18 protein-coding genes are annotated in these 16,782 nt (G+C 61.5%); 10 read left to right on the forward strand and 8 right to left on the reverse strand.

Translation table 11 applies throughout. The annotated features are described in order from the left end of the window. Positions 1–138: 138 nt before the first annotated feature. Positions 139–1,053 carry a choline ABC transporter substrate-binding protein gene (gene choX / locus B9N88_RS16135; RefSeq protein WP_027608144.1) on the reverse strand — a complete coding sequence of 305 codons (915 nt, stop codon included), beginning with the start codon at positions 1,051–1,053 and terminating at the stop codon, positions 139–141. 16 nt (positions 1,054–1,069) lie between these two features. Then, the gene (gene betC, locus B9N88_RS16140; RefSeq protein WP_027608143.1) at positions 1,070–2,584 is read right to left on the reverse strand and encodes a choline-sulfatase; all 1,515 of its coding nucleotides are present in this window, start codon (positions 2,582–2,584) and stop codon (positions 1,070–1,072) included. 103 nt (positions 2,585–2,687) lie between these two features. Between betC and B9N88_RS16145 the strand changes: the two genes are divergently transcribed. The 6 genes from B9N88_RS16145 to B9N88_RS16170 all read left to right on the forward strand — a co-directional run bounded on the left by B9N88_RS16145 (position 2,688) and on the right by B9N88_RS16170 (position 8,383). Continuing rightward, positions 2,688–3,638, forward strand: a complete 951-nt coding sequence (locus B9N88_RS16145) for a choline sulfate utilization transcriptional regulator (protein ID WP_027608142.1) — start codon at positions 2,688–2,690, stop codon at positions 3,636–3,638. Between the two features lie 31 nt (positions 3,639–3,669). After that, positions 3,670–3,996, forward strand: coding sequence for a DOPA 4,5-dioxygenase family protein (locus B9N88_RS16150; RefSeq protein ID WP_027608141.1), 327 nt, complete (start codon positions 3,670–3,672; stop codon positions 3,994–3,996). Positions 3,997–4,173: 177 nt separating this feature from the next. Continuing rightward, positions 4,174–5,139 carry a 2-dehydro-3-deoxygalactonokinase gene (locus B9N88_RS16155; protein WP_027608140.1) on the forward strand — a complete coding sequence of 322 codons (966 nt, stop codon included), beginning with the start codon at positions 4,174–4,176 and terminating at the stop codon, positions 5,137–5,139. A 1-nt stretch (position 5,140) separates the two neighbouring features. Beyond that, the gene (locus B9N88_RS16160; protein ID WP_027608139.1) at positions 5,141–5,761 is read left to right on the forward strand and encodes a 2-dehydro-3-deoxy-6-phosphogalactonate aldolase; all 621 of its coding nucleotides are present in this window, start codon (positions 5,141–5,143) and stop codon (positions 5,759–5,761) included. A gap of 47 nt (positions 5,762–5,808) precedes the next feature. Beyond that, complete coding sequence (gene dgoD / locus B9N88_RS16165; protein WP_003170741.1) at positions 5,809–6,957, forward strand: galactonate dehydratase; 1,149 nt, start codon at positions 5,809–5,811, stop codon at positions 6,955–6,957. A 115-nt stretch (positions 6,958–7,072) separates the two neighbouring features. Beyond that, positions 7,073–8,383: an MFS transporter gene (locus tag B9N88_RS16170; RefSeq protein WP_027608138.1), complete on the forward strand. Its 1,311-nt coding sequence runs from the start codon at positions 7,073–7,075 to the stop codon at positions 8,381–8,383. A 36-nt stretch (positions 8,384–8,419) separates the two neighbouring features. On the opposite strand, the gene B9N88_RS16175 is transcribed toward B9N88_RS16170, so the two are convergent. The 4 genes from B9N88_RS16175 to trpB form a co-directional block, all read right to left on the reverse strand. Further along, on the reverse strand, positions 8,420–10,072 hold the full coding sequence (locus B9N88_RS16175) for an FAD-binding oxidoreductase (RefSeq protein ID WP_027608137.1): 1,653 nt from the start codon (positions 10,070–10,072) through the stop codon (positions 8,420–8,422). Positions 10,073–10,233: 161 nt separating this feature from the next. Further along, positions 10,234–10,674, reverse strand: a complete 441-nt coding sequence (locus tag B9N88_RS16180) for an anti-virulence regulator CigR family protein (protein WP_027608136.1) — start codon at positions 10,672–10,674, stop codon at positions 10,234–10,236. 135 nt (positions 10,675–10,809) lie between these two features. Further along, entirely contained in the window at positions 10,810–11,619 is an 810-nt protein-coding gene (gene trpA, locus B9N88_RS16185) for a tryptophan synthase subunit alpha (protein ID WP_027608135.1), read from the reverse strand. Beyond that, positions 11,620–12,846, reverse strand: a complete 1,227-nt coding sequence (trpB, locus tag B9N88_RS16190; RefSeq protein ID WP_027608134.1) for a tryptophan synthase subunit beta — start codon at positions 12,844–12,846, stop codon at positions 11,620–11,622. A 111-nt stretch (positions 12,847–12,957) separates the two neighbouring features. On the opposite strand from trpB, the gene B9N88_RS16195 reads away from it, so the two are divergent. Beyond that, positions 12,958–13,854: a LysR family transcriptional regulator gene (locus B9N88_RS16195; RefSeq protein ID WP_027608133.1), complete on the forward strand. Its 897-nt coding sequence runs from the start codon at positions 12,958–12,960 to the stop codon at positions 13,852–13,854. 8 nt (positions 13,855–13,862) lie between these two features. Here the strand turns inward: B9N88_RS16195 and B9N88_RS16200 are convergent, their stop codons facing one another. After that, the gene (locus B9N88_RS16200) at positions 13,863–14,189 is read right to left on the reverse strand and encodes an ElaB/YgaM/YqjD family protein (RefSeq protein ID WP_003170746.1); all 327 of its coding nucleotides are present in this window, start codon (positions 14,187–14,189) and stop codon (positions 13,863–13,865) included. A gap of 156 nt (positions 14,190–14,345) precedes the next feature. Here B9N88_RS16200 and B9N88_RS16205 point away from each other — a divergent pair, with 156 nt between their 5' ends. Further along, on the forward strand, positions 14,346–14,561 hold the full coding sequence (locus tag B9N88_RS16205; RefSeq protein WP_027608132.1) for a dodecin: 216 nt from the start codon (positions 14,346–14,348) through the stop codon (positions 14,559–14,561). A gap of 115 nt (positions 14,562–14,676) precedes the next feature. Next, positions 14,677–14,901 carry a DUF1161 domain-containing protein gene (locus tag B9N88_RS16210; protein ID WP_005783407.1) on the forward strand — a complete coding sequence of 75 codons (225 nt, stop codon included), beginning with the start codon at positions 14,677–14,679 and terminating at the stop codon, positions 14,899–14,901. Positions 14,902–14,992: 91 nt separating this feature from the next. Here the strand turns inward: B9N88_RS16210 and B9N88_RS16215 are convergent, their stop codons facing one another. Then, the gene (locus B9N88_RS16215) at positions 14,993–15,994 is read right to left on the reverse strand and encodes an LLM class flavin-dependent oxidoreductase (RefSeq protein WP_021491416.1); all 1,002 of its coding nucleotides are present in this window, start codon (positions 15,992–15,994) and stop codon (positions 14,993–14,995) included. 215 nt (positions 15,995–16,209) lie between these two features. Here B9N88_RS16215 and B9N88_RS16220 point away from each other — a divergent pair, with 215 nt between their 5' ends. Beyond that, positions 16,210–16,641: an OsmC family protein gene (locus tag B9N88_RS16220; RefSeq protein WP_027608131.1), complete on the forward strand. Its 432-nt coding sequence runs from the start codon at positions 16,210–16,212 to the stop codon at positions 16,639–16,641. Positions 16,642–16,782: the final 141 nt, after the last annotated feature.

The following is a 16,782-nucleotide window of genomic DNA, read 5'->3' on the forward strand; positions in this document are numbered from 1 at the left end:
TGACTCAGGGTATCAGTACACACTGGTCCTTGTGGGAGGGGGCTTGCTCCCGATATAGGTGGACCCGTCGAAATCTCTCTGACTGGCACTCCGCTATCGGGAGCAAGCCCCCTCCCACAATTGGAATAGCGCAAGGCCCTAGAGTTTGGCCTTTACTGCCGGCAACGCGTCCTTGCCATCCACGGTTTTCACACCGTCCAACCATTTATCCAGCACCGCCGGGTTCGCCTTGATCCACGCCTTCGCCGCGTCGGCATTGCTGACCTTGTTGTTGGCCACCTCAGCCATGATGCTGTTCTCCATTTCCTGGGTGAAGCTCAGGTTGGTCAGCAGTTTGCCGACGTTAGGGCAGGCCTGCGCATACCCTTTGCGGGTCAAGGTATACACACTGCCGGTGTCACCGAAGTATTTCTCGCCGCCTTTGAGATAGTGCATTTTCAGTTGCACGTTCATTGGGTGTGGCGTCCAGCCGAGGAAGGTGACGAAACGCTGTTTCTTCACCGCCCGTGAGACCTCGGCGAGCATCGCCTGTTCACTGGACTCGATCAGCTTCCACTGGCCCAGGTCGAAGTCATTCTTCTTGATGATCTCCTGCAGCGAGATATTTGCCGGCGCGCCGGAACCGATGCCATAGATCTTCTTGTCGAACTTGTCGGCGAATTTGTTCAAGTCGGCAAAGTCATGCACCCCGGCATCCCACACATAATCCGGCACGGCGAGGGTGAACTCGGTGCCGTCGAGGTTCTTCGCCAACTGCACCACATCGCCGTTGGCCACGAATTTGTCGTAGAAGCCCTGCTGCGCCGGCATCCAGTTGCCCAGGAATACATCCACCTGACCGTCCTTGAGCCCGCCGAAGGTGATCGGCACCGCCAGGGTGTCGACCTTGGCCTTGTAGCCCATGCCGTTCAGCAGGAAACCGGTAATGGCGTTGGTGGCGGCAATGTCGCTCCAGCCTGGATCGGCCATCTTCACGGTCTCACAGCGGGTGTCCGCATACGCATTGGCGCTACTCAGCACCAACATGCCCACTACTGCAGTTAACTTTTGCATGGCCTTCCCTCTGTACTTATTGGTTTTGGCAGGGTTGTGGATAACGTGCCTTGCGCTCCAGGTCGTCGAGGTCGATATGGTTGCGCATGTATTGCTGACTGGCGTCCACCAGTGGCTGGTGATCCCAGCTCTTCAGCTTGCCTTCGGTCAGCGCCTCGAACACCAGGCGACGACGGCGTTGGCTGGCGAGCACCTGCTGGTGGATCGCCGGGATGTCCCACTTGGCCCGCGCCTCATTCAAAAACGCCTCTAACAGTGGCCGGTGTTCCGGTGACTGGCTGAGGTCTTCCCGCTCGTGCGGGTCGTTGTGCACATCGAACAGTAGACAAGGGTCGTCTTCGCTGTAGATGAATTTGTAGGCGCCACGGCGAATCATCATCAATGGGCTGATGGTGCCTTCGGCCATGTATTCGCCAAAGACTTCGTCATGCCCGCCCTGCCCCTGCAAGTGCGGGACCAGCGAGCGACCGTCCAGTGGCAGGCGCGGGTCCAGCTCGCCGCCGGCCAGTTCCACCAGGGTGGGCAGCAGGTCGGCGGTGGACACGGCCTGGGTCACCCGGCCCGGTGCAAATTGCCCCGGCGCACTGACCAGCAGCGGCACGCGGGCGGCCATTTCAAACCAGTGCATTTTGTACCAGAGGCCGCGCTCACCGAGCATGTCGCCGTGGTCGCCGGAGAAAACGATGATCGTGTCGTCGGCCAGGCCGGTGTCTTCCAGGGTCTGCAGCAGCTTGCCGACATTGCTGTCGATGTAGCTGCACGCGCCGAAGTAGGCACGGCGAGCATCGCGAATCTTATCCACAGGCAACGGTTTGTCCCACAGGTCATAGACCTTGAGCAGACGCTGGGAATGCGGGTCGAGATCTTCCTGGCTCGGCGTTGCGGGCAACGGGATGTCGTTGTCGTCGTACAGATCCCAGAACGGCTTGGGAATGGTGTACGGGTCGTGGGGATGGGTCATCGACACGGTCAGGCAGAACGGCTGGTCGCCGTCTTCGCGGATGTGGTCGAACAGGTACTGCTGGGCCTTGAACACCACCTCTTCGTCGAAATCCAGCTGGTTGGTACGCACGCACGGGCCGGCTTGCAGCACCGAGGACATGTTGTGGTACCAGGTGGGGCGTACGTCCGGCTCATCCCAGTTCACTGCCCAGCCATAGTCGGCGGGGTAGATGTCGCTGGTCAGGCGTTCTTCATAGCCGTGCAGTTGGTCGGGGCCGCAGAAGTGCATCTTGCCTGACAGCGCGGTGCGATAACCGAGGCGCCGCAGGTAGTGGGCATAGGTCGGCACATCGGCGGGAAAATCCGCCGCGTTGTCGTAGGCGCCGATCTTGCTCGGCAATTGGCCGCTGACCAGGGTGAAGCGTGAGGGGGCACACAGCGGGCTGTTGCAATAGGCCGCGTCGAACACCACGCCCTGTGCGGCGAGGCGGCTCAAATTCGGCAACTTGATCGGAGAAGGTCCGTAGAACGGAAGCAGCGGCGCGGCCATTTGATCGGCCATGATGAAAAGAATGTTCTTGCGCTTCATGGGGCTTCGGCATTCCATAGGCAGTGTTTATGCGAATGAGCATGCAGCCCATGGAAAATGGGGTAAAGCCCATGACGAGCAATGTCTAGGATAAGCACAGCTTATGTATGAAGCCCTTGGAGACCTGTCCCTCGACCTGCTACGCGCATTCGAGGCGGCCGCGCGCCATCGCAGCTTTACCGCCGCGGCGATGGAGCTGGGCACCACTCAGCCGGCGATCAGCCAGCAGATCAAGCGCCTTGAAGAACAACTGACGATCCGCCTGTTTGATCGCATCTATCGGGGCATCGAACTGACCGACGCCGGCGCCCTGCTGTTCGAGCATGTGCAAGGCGGTTTGCAGAGCATCAACCAGGGCCTCAGTGTGATCACCCAGCAGGACCAGCACGAAGTGCTGCAAGTGGCCACAGACTTTGCGTTCGCCGCCTACTGGCTGATGCCGCGCCTGCATCGCTTCCACGCCGCCAACCCCCAGGTAGACGTGAGCCTGGTAACCAGCGAGCGCAACCACGCGACACTGCGCAGCGACATCGACGTGGCGGTGCTGTTTGGCGATGGCCGTTTCAAGCAGGGCGACAGCCTGTGGTTGTTCAACGAGGAGGTATTCCCGGTGTGCAGCCCGCAATGGCTCAAGGAGCAGGCCAGTCCTTTGACTGTGCATACCTTGCCCGACTACCCGTTGCTGCACCTGCGCCAGGAAAACAACAGTCAGTGGTTCGACTGGAGTGGCGTATTTCGCGAGCTGGGTATCACCGCCGCGCCCACGCCCGGCCAGCTGCGATTCGACAACTACACTTTATTGATCCAGGCAGCGATTGCCGGCCAAGGGGTGGCGATCGGCTGGCGCCATTTGGTGGATAACCTGCTGGAACAGAACTGGTTGTGCCGACCGATCGGCAACACGGTGGTTTCGCGCTTTGGCTATTACGTGGTGCAGCCCCAGCGCAAGCGGCGTGGGCAGTTGGTCGAACGTTTCGTCGACTGGTTGCAGGCAGAACAGGCCAGCAGCGCGCAGTCCCTGACCGGACTGGCCCTGCCGTCGATTGCGGTCTAGGATTTGCCGCACATTGGATCCGGAGTCCGTCATGCAACGTATCAAGGGCTACCACGCCCATATCTACTTTGACGCCAGCACCATCGACCAGGCGCGCACCCTATGTGAAGACGGCGCGAAACTGTTCCCGCTGCGCATGGGCCGTGTGCATGAACGGCCCGTAGGCCCGCACCCGGACTGGAGCTGCCAGCTGGCGTTCGATGCCGAATACATTGGCGTGGTGCTGCCGTGGCTGGCGCTGCATCGCAATGGGCTGGTGGTGTTCCTGCACCCCGAAACCGGCGATGAGCTGAAGGATCACACCGATCACGCGATCTGGATGGGTGCGATGCGCGAGCTGGATCTGTCGGTTTTTTAACCTCTCTTTATCAGATAAAACCCGCTTCTTCCCGCAGTAAAAGGCGAGGAAGTTGTAGGATTTATCTTGTTTCGTCTCACTATATGGGACTGTTATTTATATATTGAGATATTGCCGGCCATAGGTTTATATTCGCCCATCTGCTTTTTTCAGCACCCACTCATTTCAGGTGAAGCGATGCAGGCGCAATTGATCGCGCTCGATTGGGGGACCAGCTCCCTTCGTGCTTATAAACTCGGGCCCGCAGGCGTCGTGCTGGAACAGCGCTCGCTGGCGTCGGGCATCATGCATTTGCCCAGTGAGCCCCGGGTCATCGGCGGTGTGCACTGCAGCGATGGCTTCGAGTTGGCGTTCGATGCGGCATGCGGCGACTGGCTCGAGGCCCAACCCCATCTTCCAGTGATCGCCTGCGGCATGGTCGGCAGCGCCCAGGGCTGGAGCGAGGCCGCATATCGCAATACGCCGGTCGACGTCGCCAGCCTGGGCCAGGCGTTGCACACGGTGCGCAGCCTGCGCGGCGTCGATGTGCATATCGTGCCCGGCGTGATCGAGCAGGTCGGTTTGCCCAATGTGATGCGCGGTGAAGAAACCCAGGTGCTGGGTGTGCTGCAAAGCCTCTCGGCCAACGGTGAAATGTTGATCGGCCTGCCCGGCAGCCATTCCAAATGGGTCGAGGTGGTGGAAGGTTGCATCACCCACTTCGATACCTTCATGACCGGTGAACTGTTCGCGGTGCTGAGCAAGCACAGCCTGCTGGGACGTACGCAAAAGGTATCCGCGCAGTTCCAGGCCGAGGCTTTCGACCGCGGCGTTCAAGTGGCGCTGTCGAAAGAGGGTCAGCGCGGCGTGCTGTCGACCCTGTTCAGTGCGCGCACCCTTGGGCTGACTGCCGAACTTACCCCTGAGCAGCAGCCCGATTACCTGTCCGGCCTGCTGATCGGCCATGAACTGGCCGGTCTGCCAGCCAGTGCGCGGCTCGTCCCCATCATCCTGGTGGGCGCCGGCCCGCTTTGCGTGCGCTACCAACGCGCCCTCGCCCTCTGCGGTTTCGCCCACGTCAGCCTGGCGCAGGAAGCGACCGAGCGCGGCCTGTGGCAACTGGCAGTGGCCGCCGGGCTCACTCAACCTGCAACGGAGGCCTGACATGCTCAAGCAAGCACTGGCACAAAACGGTTTGATCGCAATCCTGCGCGGTGTGCGCCCGGACGAAGCCCAGGCGGTCGGCCAGGTGCTGTATGACGCCGGCTTTCGCGTGATCGAAGTCCCGCTCAACTCGCCGGACCCTTACACCAGCATCCGCATCCTGCGCGACAGCCTGCCCGCCGATTGCCTGATCGGCGCCGGTACGGTGTTGACGCCTGCGCAGGTCGAGCAGGTGAAAGCTGCCGGTGGCCAAGTGATCGTCATGCCCCACAGCGATGCCAAGGTCCTGCGCGCTGCCAAGGCCGCTGGCCTGTACCTGTCGCCGGGTGTGGCCACGCCCACCGAAGCGTTCGCCGCGCTGGACGAAGGCGCCGACGTGTTGAAGCTGTTCCCGGCCGAGCAAATGGGCCCCTCTGTGATCAAGGCGTGGCTGGCGGTATTGCCGGCAGGCACGTTGCTGCTGCCGGTGGGCGGCATTACCCCGGACAACATGCAGGTGTTTATCGACGCCGGCGCCAAGGGGTTCGGGCTGGGTTCCGGGTTGTTCAAACCGGGTATGACAGTGGATCAGGTAGCGAGCCGCGCCCAGGCTTATGTCGCCGCCTGGAAAGCCCTGAGCTGAGATCAAGTTCCGCGCCCCTGGCGCTGCATCTATAAGAGAGATAACAGATGAAAATCACCAAACTGACGACCTTTATCGTCCCGCCGCGCTGGTGCTTCCTCAAGGTCGAGACCGACCAGGGCGTGACCGGCTGGGGTGAGCCCGTAGTCGAAGGCCGCGCTCACACCGTGGCTGCGGCGGTCGAGGAACTGTCCGACTACCTGATCGGCAAGGACCCACGCAATATCGAAGATATCTGGACCGTGCTCTACCGCGGCGGCTTCTACCGTGGCGGCGCCGTGCACATGAGCGCCCTCGCCGGCATCGACCAGGCGCTGTGGGACATCAAGGGCAAGGCCCTGGGCGTATCGGTCAGCGATCTGTTGGGTGGCCAGGTACGCGACAAGATCCGCGTGTACTCCTGGATCGGTGGCGACCGCCCGGCCGACACCGCCCGCGCCGCCAAAGAGGCCGTAGCCCGTGGCTTTACCGCGGTGAAAATGAACGGCACCGAAGAGTTGCAGTTCGTCGACAGCTTCGAAAAAGTCGACCTGGCCCTGGCCAACGTCGCGGCCGTGCGCGATGCGGTCGGCCCTAACGTCGGCATCGGCGTCGACTTCCATGGCCGTGTGCACAAGCCCATGGCCAAGGTGCTGATGAAAGAACTCGACCCGTACAAACTGATGTTTATCGAAGAGCCGGTGCTCAGCGAAAACTACGAAGCCCTCAAGGAACTGGCGCCCCTGACCAGCACCCCGATTGCCCTGGGCGAGCGCCTGTTCTCGCGCTGGGACTTCAAGCGCGTGCTCAGCGAAGGCTACGTCGACATCATCCAGCCGGACGCTTCCCATGCGGGCGGTATCACCGAAACCCGCAAGATCGCCAACATGGCCGAAGCCTACGACGTGGCCCTGGCCCTGCACTGCCCGCTGGGCCCGATTGCGTTGGCGGCGTGCCTGCAACTGGATGCGGTTTGCTACAACGCGTTTATCCAGGAGCAAAGCCTGGGCATTCACTACAACGAGAGCAACGACCTGCTCGACTACGTGCGCGACCCGGGCGTATTCGACTATGACCAGGGCTTTGTGAAGATCCCCAACGGGCCGGGCCTGGGGATCGAGATTAATGAGGAATACGTGATCGAACGCGCAGCCATCGGCCACCGCTGGCGCAACCCGATCTGGCGCCACGCCGACGGCAGCTTTGCCGAGTGGTGATGTCTGCCTGAAAGAACACGGTCAAACATGTGGGAGAGGGCTTGCCCCCTCCCACATGTTGATCCGGTTTCTGCAGAAGTCCCTTCCTCAACAAATATAAGAAGAGGCACCTACCATGCAACCTGAATCCTTGAGCGGGCAGGCTTCTTTAGTCACGCCTACCCGAAAGCGCTACTTCATCATGGTGCTGCTGTTTATCACCGTGGTGATCAACTACCTCGACCGCAGCAACCTGTCGATTGCCGCCCCGGCGCTGACCAGCGAACTGGGTATCGACCCGGTACATGTCGGGCTGATTTTCTCCGCGTTCGGCTGGACGTACGCCGCCATGCAGATCCCCGGCGGCTGGCTGGTGGACCGGGTGCCGCCGCGTATCCTCTACACCGCCGCCCTGTTGCTGTGGTCCATCGCCACCGTGATGCTCGGTTTTGCCGCCAGCTTCATTGCGCTGTTTGTGCTACGCATGGCGGTGGGTGCCCTGGAAGCACCGGCTTACCCCATCAACAGTCGCGTGGTCACCAGCTGGTTCCCCGAGCGTGAGCGCGCCACGGCCATTGGCTTCTACACCTCCGGGCAGTTTGTCGGGCTGGCGTTCCTGACGCCGGTCCTGGCCTGGTTGCAGCACCATTACGGCTGGCACATGGTATTTGTCGTGACCGGTGGCGTGGGCATTCTGTGGGCGGCGATCTGGTATGCCCTGTATCGCGAGCCTCGGGACTTCAAAGGCGTCAACGCCGCTGAAATCGAGTTGATCCGCGAAGGTGGCGGGCTGGTGGACTTGAGCGCACAAGCGAGCAAGAGCAAGGCGCCCTTCAGTTGGGTCGACCTGGGCATTGTCCTGAGCAAGCGCAAGTTGTGGGGTATCTACCTGGGGCAGTTCTGCCTGAACTCCACGTTGTGGTTCTTCCTGACCTGGTTCCCGACCTACCTGGTGAAATACCGCGGCATGGACTTCATCAAGTCCGGCATGCTCGCGTCACTGCCCTTCCTCGCGGCTTTCGTCGGCGTGTTGTGTTCGGGGTTGTTTTCCGACTGGCTGATCCGCCGTGGCGCTTCGGTGGGGTTTGCCCGCAAGTTGCCGATCATCAGCGGCCTGTTGATCTCGACGGCGATCATTGGCGCCAACTTCGTCGAATCGACACCGTTGGTCATCGCCTTCCTCGCCCTGGCGTTCTTCGGTAATGGCCTGGCCTCGATCACCTGGTCGCTGGTCTCGACCCTTGCCCCGGCACGTCTGCTGGGACTGACCGGCGGGGTGTTCAACTTCATCGGCAACCTGGCGGCGATTGCCACGCCGATCGTCATCGGTTTCCTGGCCAGTGGCGATTCGTTTGCGCCGGCGATCACCTACATCGCCGTGCTGGCGCTGTTGGGCGCACTCTCCTATGTGCTGCTGGTGGGCAAGGTCGAGCGGATCGAGCTGTAAGCCGTGGGCGGCCTGCGGGCCGCCCGTTGGCCGGGCTCAGGGCACCGACATTTCGTTACGGAACACATTCGAAGGATCCCAGCGTTGCTTGGTTCGGCGCAGGCGGTTCTCGATGATCGTGTTGGGGAAGAAAATTCCATACCACAGAGGGTTCCTGGGGTTCGCGGGATTGCCACCGAGGTGGGTCATGTCCAGGTCGGGGTAGTTGATGTAGCAGCCCTCGAACTCCGGGTCATTGGGAGCACCGTTGGTGAATGCAGCGTAATAGAGGCCGCGGATCCAGTCGGCATGGGCGCGGTCGATGGCGTCATCGTCGGCGTGCCAGTAACACTGCGGTTGCCATTTGAGGTACGAGGAGCGTTGCGCGGCTGACGTCTGCGCCAGGATCGGGCCGTCCATCTGGTTGATGCGCCCGCCGAACGACTGGATCTGGATCAGGCTTTGGGTCAGGTATTGCTCGGCGTCCGGCAAGGTCAGCGTCGTCCAGATCGCGTCCAGCACGCGCTGTGTAAACCCGCCTTTCTGATACGCCGATTTATACCGCCCGCGCTGATTGTCGCCGGAACCGTTGAGCGATTGGGTGGCGTACAACCAGTCCAAACGCCTGGCGGCCTCATGGGCACTCTGCAGGGAGTCGACCCAGCGGCCCTTTTGCCCGCCACGTGGCTGATGCACGACGTGGAACGGCAGGAGCGACTCCGTCGCACCGACACCCACCGCGGCCTGCATGCTGCTGACAAAGTCGTCGAAAGGCGCCAGGTCATCGAGCTTCCCGTCCTTGTCGACGTAGTGGATGCCCAGGGTCACGTTGCCGGTATTGAGGTGGCGCATCTCCAGTTTGGTGGCCAGGCCCCAGGTTGCCGGGTCGGCCTGATGATCCACGAACCAGTTTTGATAGGCGTGCAGCAAACGTTCGAGGGCGGCGCGTGAGAGGTCTGACCAGTCCCATTCCAATGGCAGCCAGAGCACTTCCTCCGGGGCTGGCGGCAGCGTCTTGAAATAGTAACTGGTGATGATGCCGAACTGCCCACCACCGGCGCCGCAACAGGCGGCGAACAGGTCCAGCTCATCGGTGTCGAGGCTGTTACGGGACACATGGACAGGTTCAAGGCCCGGGCCGGGTCCATTGGCGACCAGCAGGTCGACGCCGTCCAGCCAGTCGCAGACCAGCCCGTATTTACGCGACAACAACCCATAGCCGCCGCCGCAGATATGCCCGCCCAGTCCCACCGAATAGCAGGATCCACTGGGCAGCGCCTTACCTGCCAATTTGTACAGCGCGACGCTGGTGTCCCAGTTCTGGCAGCCGGGCTCCAGGCGGAATGCATAGCGATGGGGCGAAGCGGGTACCAGCACTGAGCTGATCAGGCCGTTGGGGTCGTAGGCCAATTGGTTCATCTGGCCGATGTCCAGGATCGACAACACCTCGCCTGGCGCATCCGGCATCTTGTTAGAGACAAATCCTTCATAGCAATGCCCGCCGCTGCGCACCGTGATACGGCCATTGGGCACAGCCAGGGCCTGGGCGGCTGCGTCGATGATGTCTTGTGGGTTGTGGCAGAGGTAGATCTGGCTGGCGCCGTTGGGTGAAGACTCGCCCTGGACGTTGCCCAATGGCCAGCGCAGGTTGAAACCCTTTTGCAACGTGGAATGACGACGGTCCGAGGGGGTGATGAGATCAAATGCCATGATGGACTCCTGGGAGACGATAATGACTTCTGATGCAGCTAACTTAACGACCGGCAACGCAAGAAGGCGTGACTTGCAGAGGTGGTTAGACGGCAATAGGCACGAAGTGTGTTGAGGGGGGTATTCCCCCTCAAGCCTAGCCTATATGGAAAAAGCCCGGATCAGTTCAGCACGCCGTCCAGAATTTCATAGACGATACCGGTACCCACCGCGATCAACACCACATCCGGCCCCGAACGGCGCCACTCATAACCCGGGTACACCGGCAGGCGCGCCAGCGCACGGTTGTCCAGGCGCTCGCCGTAGTAGCCGCGCGGCAGGGGTTGGCCGCGCACCAGGCGCACATTCGGCGGTGGCGGTGCGCCACGGGAGAACTGGCCGTGGTTGTCGTGAATGATCTGGCGTACCGGGCCGAAGTCCTGGGGCGGGCCTCCGCGACGGTTGTCCTGCGGGCCGCGATGGTCGTCGCCACGTTGCTCGTGCTGGCCTTGCGGGCCGCCACGGTCGTCACCCCGCTGGTCAGGCGGCGCGGCTTGCACCAGGGCGCTGGCGCCAAGCACCAGCACACCAAGACCTGCAATCACGGATTTAGGCATTTTCATCGGGTATTCCTCAGGGCACACATACAAAAAAGGGATCTCGAACGCGGTTCGAAATCCCTTGGTCTTGCTGTTTAGGCCGTGATTGCGCGCGTTGATTCCTCTGTATCAGGAACTTTACCTCTGGCTACATGGCGCTTACTTACGGGCGTTGCGCACACCTTCCGACAGTGCCGCGCACAGGCTCAATACGCCATCGATTGCTTGTTGATCGTTACTGGCATTGGCGATGTGATCGATCAGGGCCGAGCCCACCACCACACCATCGGCCAGGCGCGCGATGGCGGCCGCCTGTTCCGGTGTGCGGATACCAAAACCGATGCTGATCGGCAGGTCGGTATGCCGACGCAGGCGGGTCACGGCTTCCTCGACGTGTTCCAGGGTCGCAGCGCCGGCGCCGGTCACACCGGCCACGGATACGTAGTACACAAACCCGGAACTGCCGTTGAGCACGGTCGGCAGGCGCACGTCATCGGTGGTCGGCGTGGTCAGGCGGATAAAGTCGATACCTGCAGCCTGGGCCGGGTCGCACAGCTCGCTGTTATGTTCTGGCGGCATGTCGACCACGATCAGGCCGTCGACGCCGGCCTCTTTGGCGTCAGCGATGAACTTAGGCACACCGTATTTGTGGATCGGGTTGAAGTAGCCCATCAACACCAGCGGGGTATCGTTGTTGTCCTTGCGGAACTCACGCACCATCTGCAGGGTTTTCAGCAGGTTCTGCTTGGCTTCCAGCGCGCGGATGTTGGCCAGTTGGATGGCCGGGCCGTCGGCCATCGGGTCGGTGAAGGGCATGCCCAACTCGATCACATCGGCGCCCGCAGCGGGCAAGCCCTTGAGGATCGCCAGCGAGGTGTCATAACCCGGGTCACCGGCCGTGACGAAGGTCACCAGGGCGGCGTGGTTTTGTTCCTTGAGTTGCGCAAAGCGGGTTTGCAGGCGGCTCATTTAGTGTTTCTCCTGCTGAGACTGTTCCATGTGGTGCATCACGGTCTGCATGTCTTTGTCGCCCCGGCCGGACAGGTTGACCACCATCAGGTGATCCTTCGGCAGGGTCGGTGCGCGCTTGAACACTTCGGCCAGGGCATGGGCGCTTTCCAGGGCAGGAATGATCCCTTCCAGGCGGCAGCATTTGTGGAAGGCATCCAGGGCTTCATCGTCAGTCACCGAGGTGTACTGGACACGGCCGATATCGTGCAACCAGGCGTGTTCCGGGCCGATGCCTGGGTAGTCGAGGCCGGCGGAAATCGAGTGGGCGTCGATGATCTGGCCGTCGTCGTCCTGCAGCAGGAAGGTACGGTTGCCGTGCAGCACGCCCGGTACGCCGCCGTTGAGGCTGGCGGCGTGCTTGCCGGTCTCGATGCCGTGGCCGGCCGCTTCAACGCCGATGATCTCGACGCTGGTGTCGTCCAGGAATGGGTGGAACAGGCCCATGGCGTTGGAGCCGCCGCCGATGCATGCCACCAGGCTGTCCGGCAGGCGGCCTTCCTGGGCTTGCAGCTGGGTGCGGGTTTCCTTGCCGATCACGGCCTGGAAGTCGCGCACCATCGCCGGGTACGGGTGCGGGCCGGCCACGGTGCCGATCAGGTAGAAGGTGTCGTCGACGTTGGTCACCCAGTCGCGCAGGGCTTCGTTCATGGCGTCCTTGAGGGTGCCGGTGCCGGCGACCACCGGGATCACTTCAGCACCCAAAAGCTTCATGCGGAACACGTTGGCCTGTTGGCGCTCGATGTCGGTGGTGCCCATGTAGATCACGCACTGCAGGCCGAAACGCGCGGCCACGGTGGCCGTGGCTACGCCGTGCATACCGGCGCCGGTCTCGGCGATGATGCGTTTCTTGCCCATGCGCCGCGCCAGCAGGATCTGGCCGATGCAGTTGTTGATCTTGTGCGCGCCGGTGTGGTTCAGCTCTTCGCGCTTGAGGTAGATCTTGGCGCCGCCGCAGAACTCGGTCAGGCGCTCGGCGAAATACAGCGGGCTGGGGCGGCCGACGTAGTCGCGCTGGAAGTAGGCCAATTCTTCGTTGAACGCCGGATCGATCTTGGCCGCTTCGTATTCGCGGGCCAGGTCGAGGATCAACGGCATCAGGGTTTCGGCGACGTAGCGGCCGCCGAACGCGCCAAACAGGCCGTTGGCGTCAGGGCCGTTGCGCAGATCGGTCTGGGACTGAGTCATGGGACGCTCCAGGTAGGAATTCTGTATGGGAAGCAATGACGGCCACTCTACCCCTCACATCCGGCGCTGAAAACCGATAAGATCGCTGCAACCTGTCAGGAAAACTCACAGATGAGCCGCGACCTCCCGCCCCTCAATGCCCTGCGCGCATTTGAAGCCACTGCCCGCCTCAACAGCGTCAGCCAGGCTGCCGAGCAATTACACGTGACCCACGGTGCGGTCAGCCGTCAGTTGAAAGTGCTGGAGGAGCATTTGGGTGTCAGCCTGTTCATCAAGGACGGGCGCGGCCTTAAACTCACAGATGCAGGTGTGCGGTTGCGAGATGCCAGCGCCGAGGCGTTCGAGCGCTTGCGGGACGTGTGCGCCGAACTCACCCAGGCCAGCGCCGACGCACCTTTCGTGCTCGGCTGCTCAGGCAGTCTGCTGGCGCGCTGGTTGATCCCGCGCCTGGGCCGCTTGAATGCCGACCTGCCGGACCTGCGCCTGCACCTGTCGGCAGGCGACGGCGACCTCGACCCTCGACGCCCCGGCCTCGACGCCCTGCTGGTCTTCGCCGAACCGCCGTGGCCGGCGGATATGCAGGTGTATGAGCTGGCGAGCGAGCGTATCGGCCCGGTGATGAGCCCGCGTTTTGCCGGCTATGAGCGCCTGCGCCAGGCGCCGCCGCACGCCTTGTGTGGCGAAGCTTTATTGCACACCACGTCCCGTCCGCAAGCCTGGCCCAGTTGGGCGCAACGGCACGGCATCGAGCCCGGCGCGTTGAAACACGGCCAGGGTTTTGAGCATTTGTATTATTTGCTGGAGGCGGCGGTTGCAGGGTTGGGTGTGGCGATTGCGCCAGAACCGCTGGTAGCAGAGGACCTGCGCGCAGGTCGCCTGGTGGCGCCGTGGGGTTTCAGTGAAACCCCGGCGCACCTGGCGTTGTGGCTACCCAAGCGCGCCGCAGACGGGCGCGCGGGTCAGTTGGCGCACTGGCTCAAGGCTGAGCTGGCGCGCCAGCCTGTGTAGCCGGTCAATCAGTCACCGCGTTTGCACAGCAGGTAAGCGGCCAGCAGGCCCAGTGCGCCAACGGCGACGCCGGCGGTGGTCCATGGGTGCTCTTGTGCGTAATCCCGGGTAGCAACACCGGTTTCGCGGATTTTGACTTTGCTTTCTTCGTAGGCATCGCTGATCAGGTGACGGGAGTGCTTGAGGGCATTCTCGGCATTGCTTTTCAGGGCCTTCAGGGTTTTGCGCGACTCATCCGACGCATCGTCCTTGAGGCTCTCAAGGGACTTGAGCAGGCTCGAAATCTCGGCTTCCATGCTTTCCAGCGACGCTTTGCGTAAAGAAGTGTTGGCCATGTGGATTCTCCTGAAGTGATTGAGTGGCGTGTGTAGATACCGACTCCAGCGGTTTCAGAAAGTGCAGTAAATCTGAACTTTCGGGTAGGAACGGTCGCCAGAAGCAGTATGAACAATGACTGCTAGGCTTTATTGACGACCCTCAGGAGAAACACCATGTCTGATCATCACACCTACAAGAAAGTCGAATTGGTAGGTTCATCCACCACCAGCATCGAAGACGCAATCAACAATGCCCTGGCCGAAGCCAACAAGAGCATCAAGCATTTGGAGTGGTTTGAGGTGACGGAGACCCGTGGTCATATCAAGGATGGCAAGGTTGCCCACTACCAGGTCACGCTCAAGGTGGGGTTCCGAATTGCCAGTAGTTGATCGCGTCGGTTGAACTTGCCGGCTGGCCGATTGCCATAACCTGCGCTACAAACAATGGGTGCCGATGCCTGCAGCGTCGGCACGCTCGTTTCAATCAGCGCAAGGAAAGTGACGGATGAAGAAGTTCCTGTTAGCGGTAGGTTTGTTGAGCATTGCGGGCACGGCCCTGGCGGCGGGCAAGCCTTGTGAAGAGCTGAAAAGTGAAATTGCAGCGAAAATCGACGCCAAGGGCGCTTCGGGTTATTCGCTGGAAGTCGTGGATAAAGGCGCCTCGACCGACGCTAAAGTGGTTGGCACCTGTGAAGGTGGTACCAAGGAAATCGTCTACAAGCGCGGTTAATCCCGTGTGGCAGGCTTGAAGCCGACGCACCTGTGGCTAGGGAGCAAGCTCCCTAGCCACAGGTGCGTCGGTTTTTTTTTCGCCTGGGGGGTTAGCCCTTCATCAACTGCGCCAGCAGCTCGTAGGAATGAATCCGATCAGCGTGCTCGTACAGGTCGCAGGTGAAGATCAATTCATCGGCGCCGGTCTGTTCGATCAGCACTTCCAGCTTGGCGCGGATCTTAGCCGGGCTGCCCACCATTGCCAGTCCGAGGAAACTGCCGACGGCGTCTTTTTCATGGGGCAGCCACAGGCCGTCCATGGTTTTCACGGGTGGGCGCTGCACCAGGCTTTGCCCGCGCATCAAGGCAAGGATGCGCTGGTACACCGAGGTGGCCAGGTAGTCGGCCTGTTCATCGGTGTCGGCGGCAACCAAGGGAATGCCGAGCATCACGTAAGGCTTGTCCAGCACGGCCGAGGGCTTGAAGTGGTTGCGGTACACGCGAATCGCCTCGTGCATCAAACGCGGTGCGAAATGGGAGGCGAAGGCGTAGGGCAAACCGCGTTCGCCCGCCAGTTGCGCGCTGAACAGGCTGGAACCCAGCAGCCATACCGGTACGTTGGTGCCGGTGCCGGGCACCGCAATCACCCGTTGGTCCGGTGTGCGTGGGCCGAGGTAGGCCATCAGTTCGGCCACGTCTTCCGGGAAGTCATCCGCACTGCCGGAGCGTTCACGGCGCAGGGCGCGGGCGGTCATCTGGTCGGAGCCGGGCGCGCGGCCCAGGCCCAGGTCGATACGCCCTGGGTAGAGGCTTTCCAGGGTGCCGAACTGCTCTGCGATCACCAGCGGTGCATGGTTGGGCAGCATCACGCCGCCGGAGCCGACGCGAATCGTCGAGGTACCGCCGGCCAGGTAGCCCAGCAATACCGAGGTGGCCGAGCTGGCGATGCCATCCATATTGTGGTGTTCCGCCACCCAGAAACGGTTGTAGCCGAACTTTTCCACATGCTGGGCCAAATCCAGGGAATTGCGCAGCGACTGCGCCGGGCTGCCGTTGGCGCGCACCGGCACCAGGTCGAGGGTCGAAAACTTTACGTCGGACAGCGATTTCATAAGCCTGCTTCTCCAATGGGGGCGCAGGCTTCCTAGACGAACCAAAACCTGCCGCTTCATGTGCATGCTCTATGCAATGAGGGCATATACCCGAGATTCAATAGCGGCAATGAAATTTCCTACTTAATCGCTAGGTTTCTCTTACAACTGAACTTTGCCGGCGCGTCTATCCTCAGAACCTTACCGACGCAAAACCACCGTTCGAGGAGAAAGCTATGAGTATCGTTAAAAAGGCATCCGCGCATTGGGAAGGTGATCTGAAGACTGGCCTGGGCTCCATTTCCACCGAAACCGGCGTGCTGCGCGAAGCGCCCTACGGCTTCAAGGCCCGTTTCGAAGGCGGCAAGGGTACCAATCCTGAAGAACTGATTGGCGCGGCCCACGCCGGCTGTTTCTCCATGGCCTTTTCCATGATTCTCGGCGACGCCGGGCTCAAGGCTGACAGCATCGACACCCAGGCCGAAGTGACCTTGGACCAGGTCGATGGCGGCTTCGCAATCACCGCCGTGCACTTGGTGCTCAAGGCCAAGATCCCGGGTGCCAGCCAGGCGCAGTTCGATGAATTGAGCAAGAAGGCTAAGGAAGGGTGCCCGGTGTCCAAGGTGCTGAATGCGAAGATCAGCCTGGATGCCACGCTGGTCAGCTGACACCGCAGGTCCACTGTGGGAGGGGGCCAGCCCCCTCCCACATTTTGTTCTGCGTTAAATCAGAACTCGTGTTTCCCGAATGTGGTCCTATAGCCTATGCAGCCTTAGGCGCACACCCGTGCGCATGCATTCAGGGAGCTT

Source organism: Pseudomonas sp. LAMO17WK12:I1 (genome assembly GCF_900177315.1).
GTDB classification, from domain to species: domain Bacteria; phylum Pseudomonadota; class Gammaproteobacteria; order Pseudomonadales; family Pseudomonadaceae; genus Aquipseudomonas; species Aquipseudomonas marginalis.

Bases quoted from the DNA above. Each gene is read 5' to 3' on its own strand.
- choX (WP_027608144.1), bottom strand. From the start codon at position 1,053: ATGCAAAAGTTAACTGCAGTAGTGGGCATGTTGGTGCTGAGTAGCGCC.
- betC (WP_027608143.1), bottom strand. From the start codon at position 2,584: ATGAAGCGCAAGAACATTCTTTTCATCATGGCCGATCAAATGGCCGCG.
- B9N88_RS16145 (WP_027608142.1), top strand. From the start codon at position 2,688: ATGTATGAAGCCCTTGGAGACCTGTCCCTCGACCTGCTACGCGCATTC.
- B9N88_RS16150 (WP_027608141.1), top strand. From the start codon at position 3,670: ATGCAACGTATCAAGGGCTACCACGCCCATATCTACTTTGACGCCAGC.
- B9N88_RS16155 (WP_027608140.1), top strand. From the start codon at position 4,174: ATGCAGGCGCAATTGATCGCGCTCGATTGGGGGACCAGCTCCCTTCGT.
- B9N88_RS16160 (WP_027608139.1), top strand. From the start codon at position 5,141: ATGCTCAAGCAAGCACTGGCACAAAACGGTTTGATCGCAATCCTGCGC.
- dgoD (WP_003170741.1), top strand. From the start codon at position 5,809: ATGAAAATCACCAAACTGACGACCTTTATCGTCCCGCCGCGCTGGTGC.
- B9N88_RS16170 (WP_027608138.1), top strand. From the start codon at position 7,073: ATGCAACCTGAATCCTTGAGCGGGCAGGCTTCTTTAGTCACGCCTACC.
- B9N88_RS16175 (WP_027608137.1), bottom strand. From the start codon at position 10,072: ATGGCATTTGATCTCATCACCCCCTCGGACCGTCGTCATTCCACGTTG.
- B9N88_RS16180 (WP_027608136.1), bottom strand. From the start codon at position 10,674: ATGAAAATGCCTAAATCCGTGATTGCAGGTCTTGGTGTGCTGGTGCTT.
- trpA (WP_027608135.1), bottom strand. From the start codon at position 11,619: ATGAGCCGCCTGCAAACCCGCTTTGCGCAACTCAAGGAACAAAACCAC.
- trpB (WP_027608134.1), bottom strand. From the start codon at position 12,846: ATGACTCAGTCCCAGACCGATCTGCGCAACGGCCCTGACGCCAACGGC.
- B9N88_RS16195 (WP_027608133.1), top strand. From the start codon at position 12,958: ATGAGCCGCGACCTCCCGCCCCTCAATGCCCTGCGCGCATTTGAAGCC.
- B9N88_RS16200 (WP_003170746.1), bottom strand. From the start codon at position 14,189: ATGGCCAACACTTCTTTACGCAAAGCGTCGCTGGAAAGCATGGAAGCC.
- B9N88_RS16205 (WP_027608132.1), top strand. From the start codon at position 14,346: ATGTCTGATCATCACACCTACAAGAAAGTCGAATTGGTAGGTTCATCC.
- B9N88_RS16210 (WP_005783407.1), top strand. From the start codon at position 14,677: ATGAAGAAGTTCCTGTTAGCGGTAGGTTTGTTGAGCATTGCGGGCACG.
- B9N88_RS16215 (WP_021491416.1), bottom strand. From the start codon at position 15,994: ATGAAATCGCTGTCCGACGTAAAGTTTTCGACCCTCGACCTGGTGCCG.
- B9N88_RS16220 (WP_027608131.1), top strand. From the start codon at position 16,210: ATGAGTATCGTTAAAAAGGCATCCGCGCATTGGGAAGGTGATCTGAAG.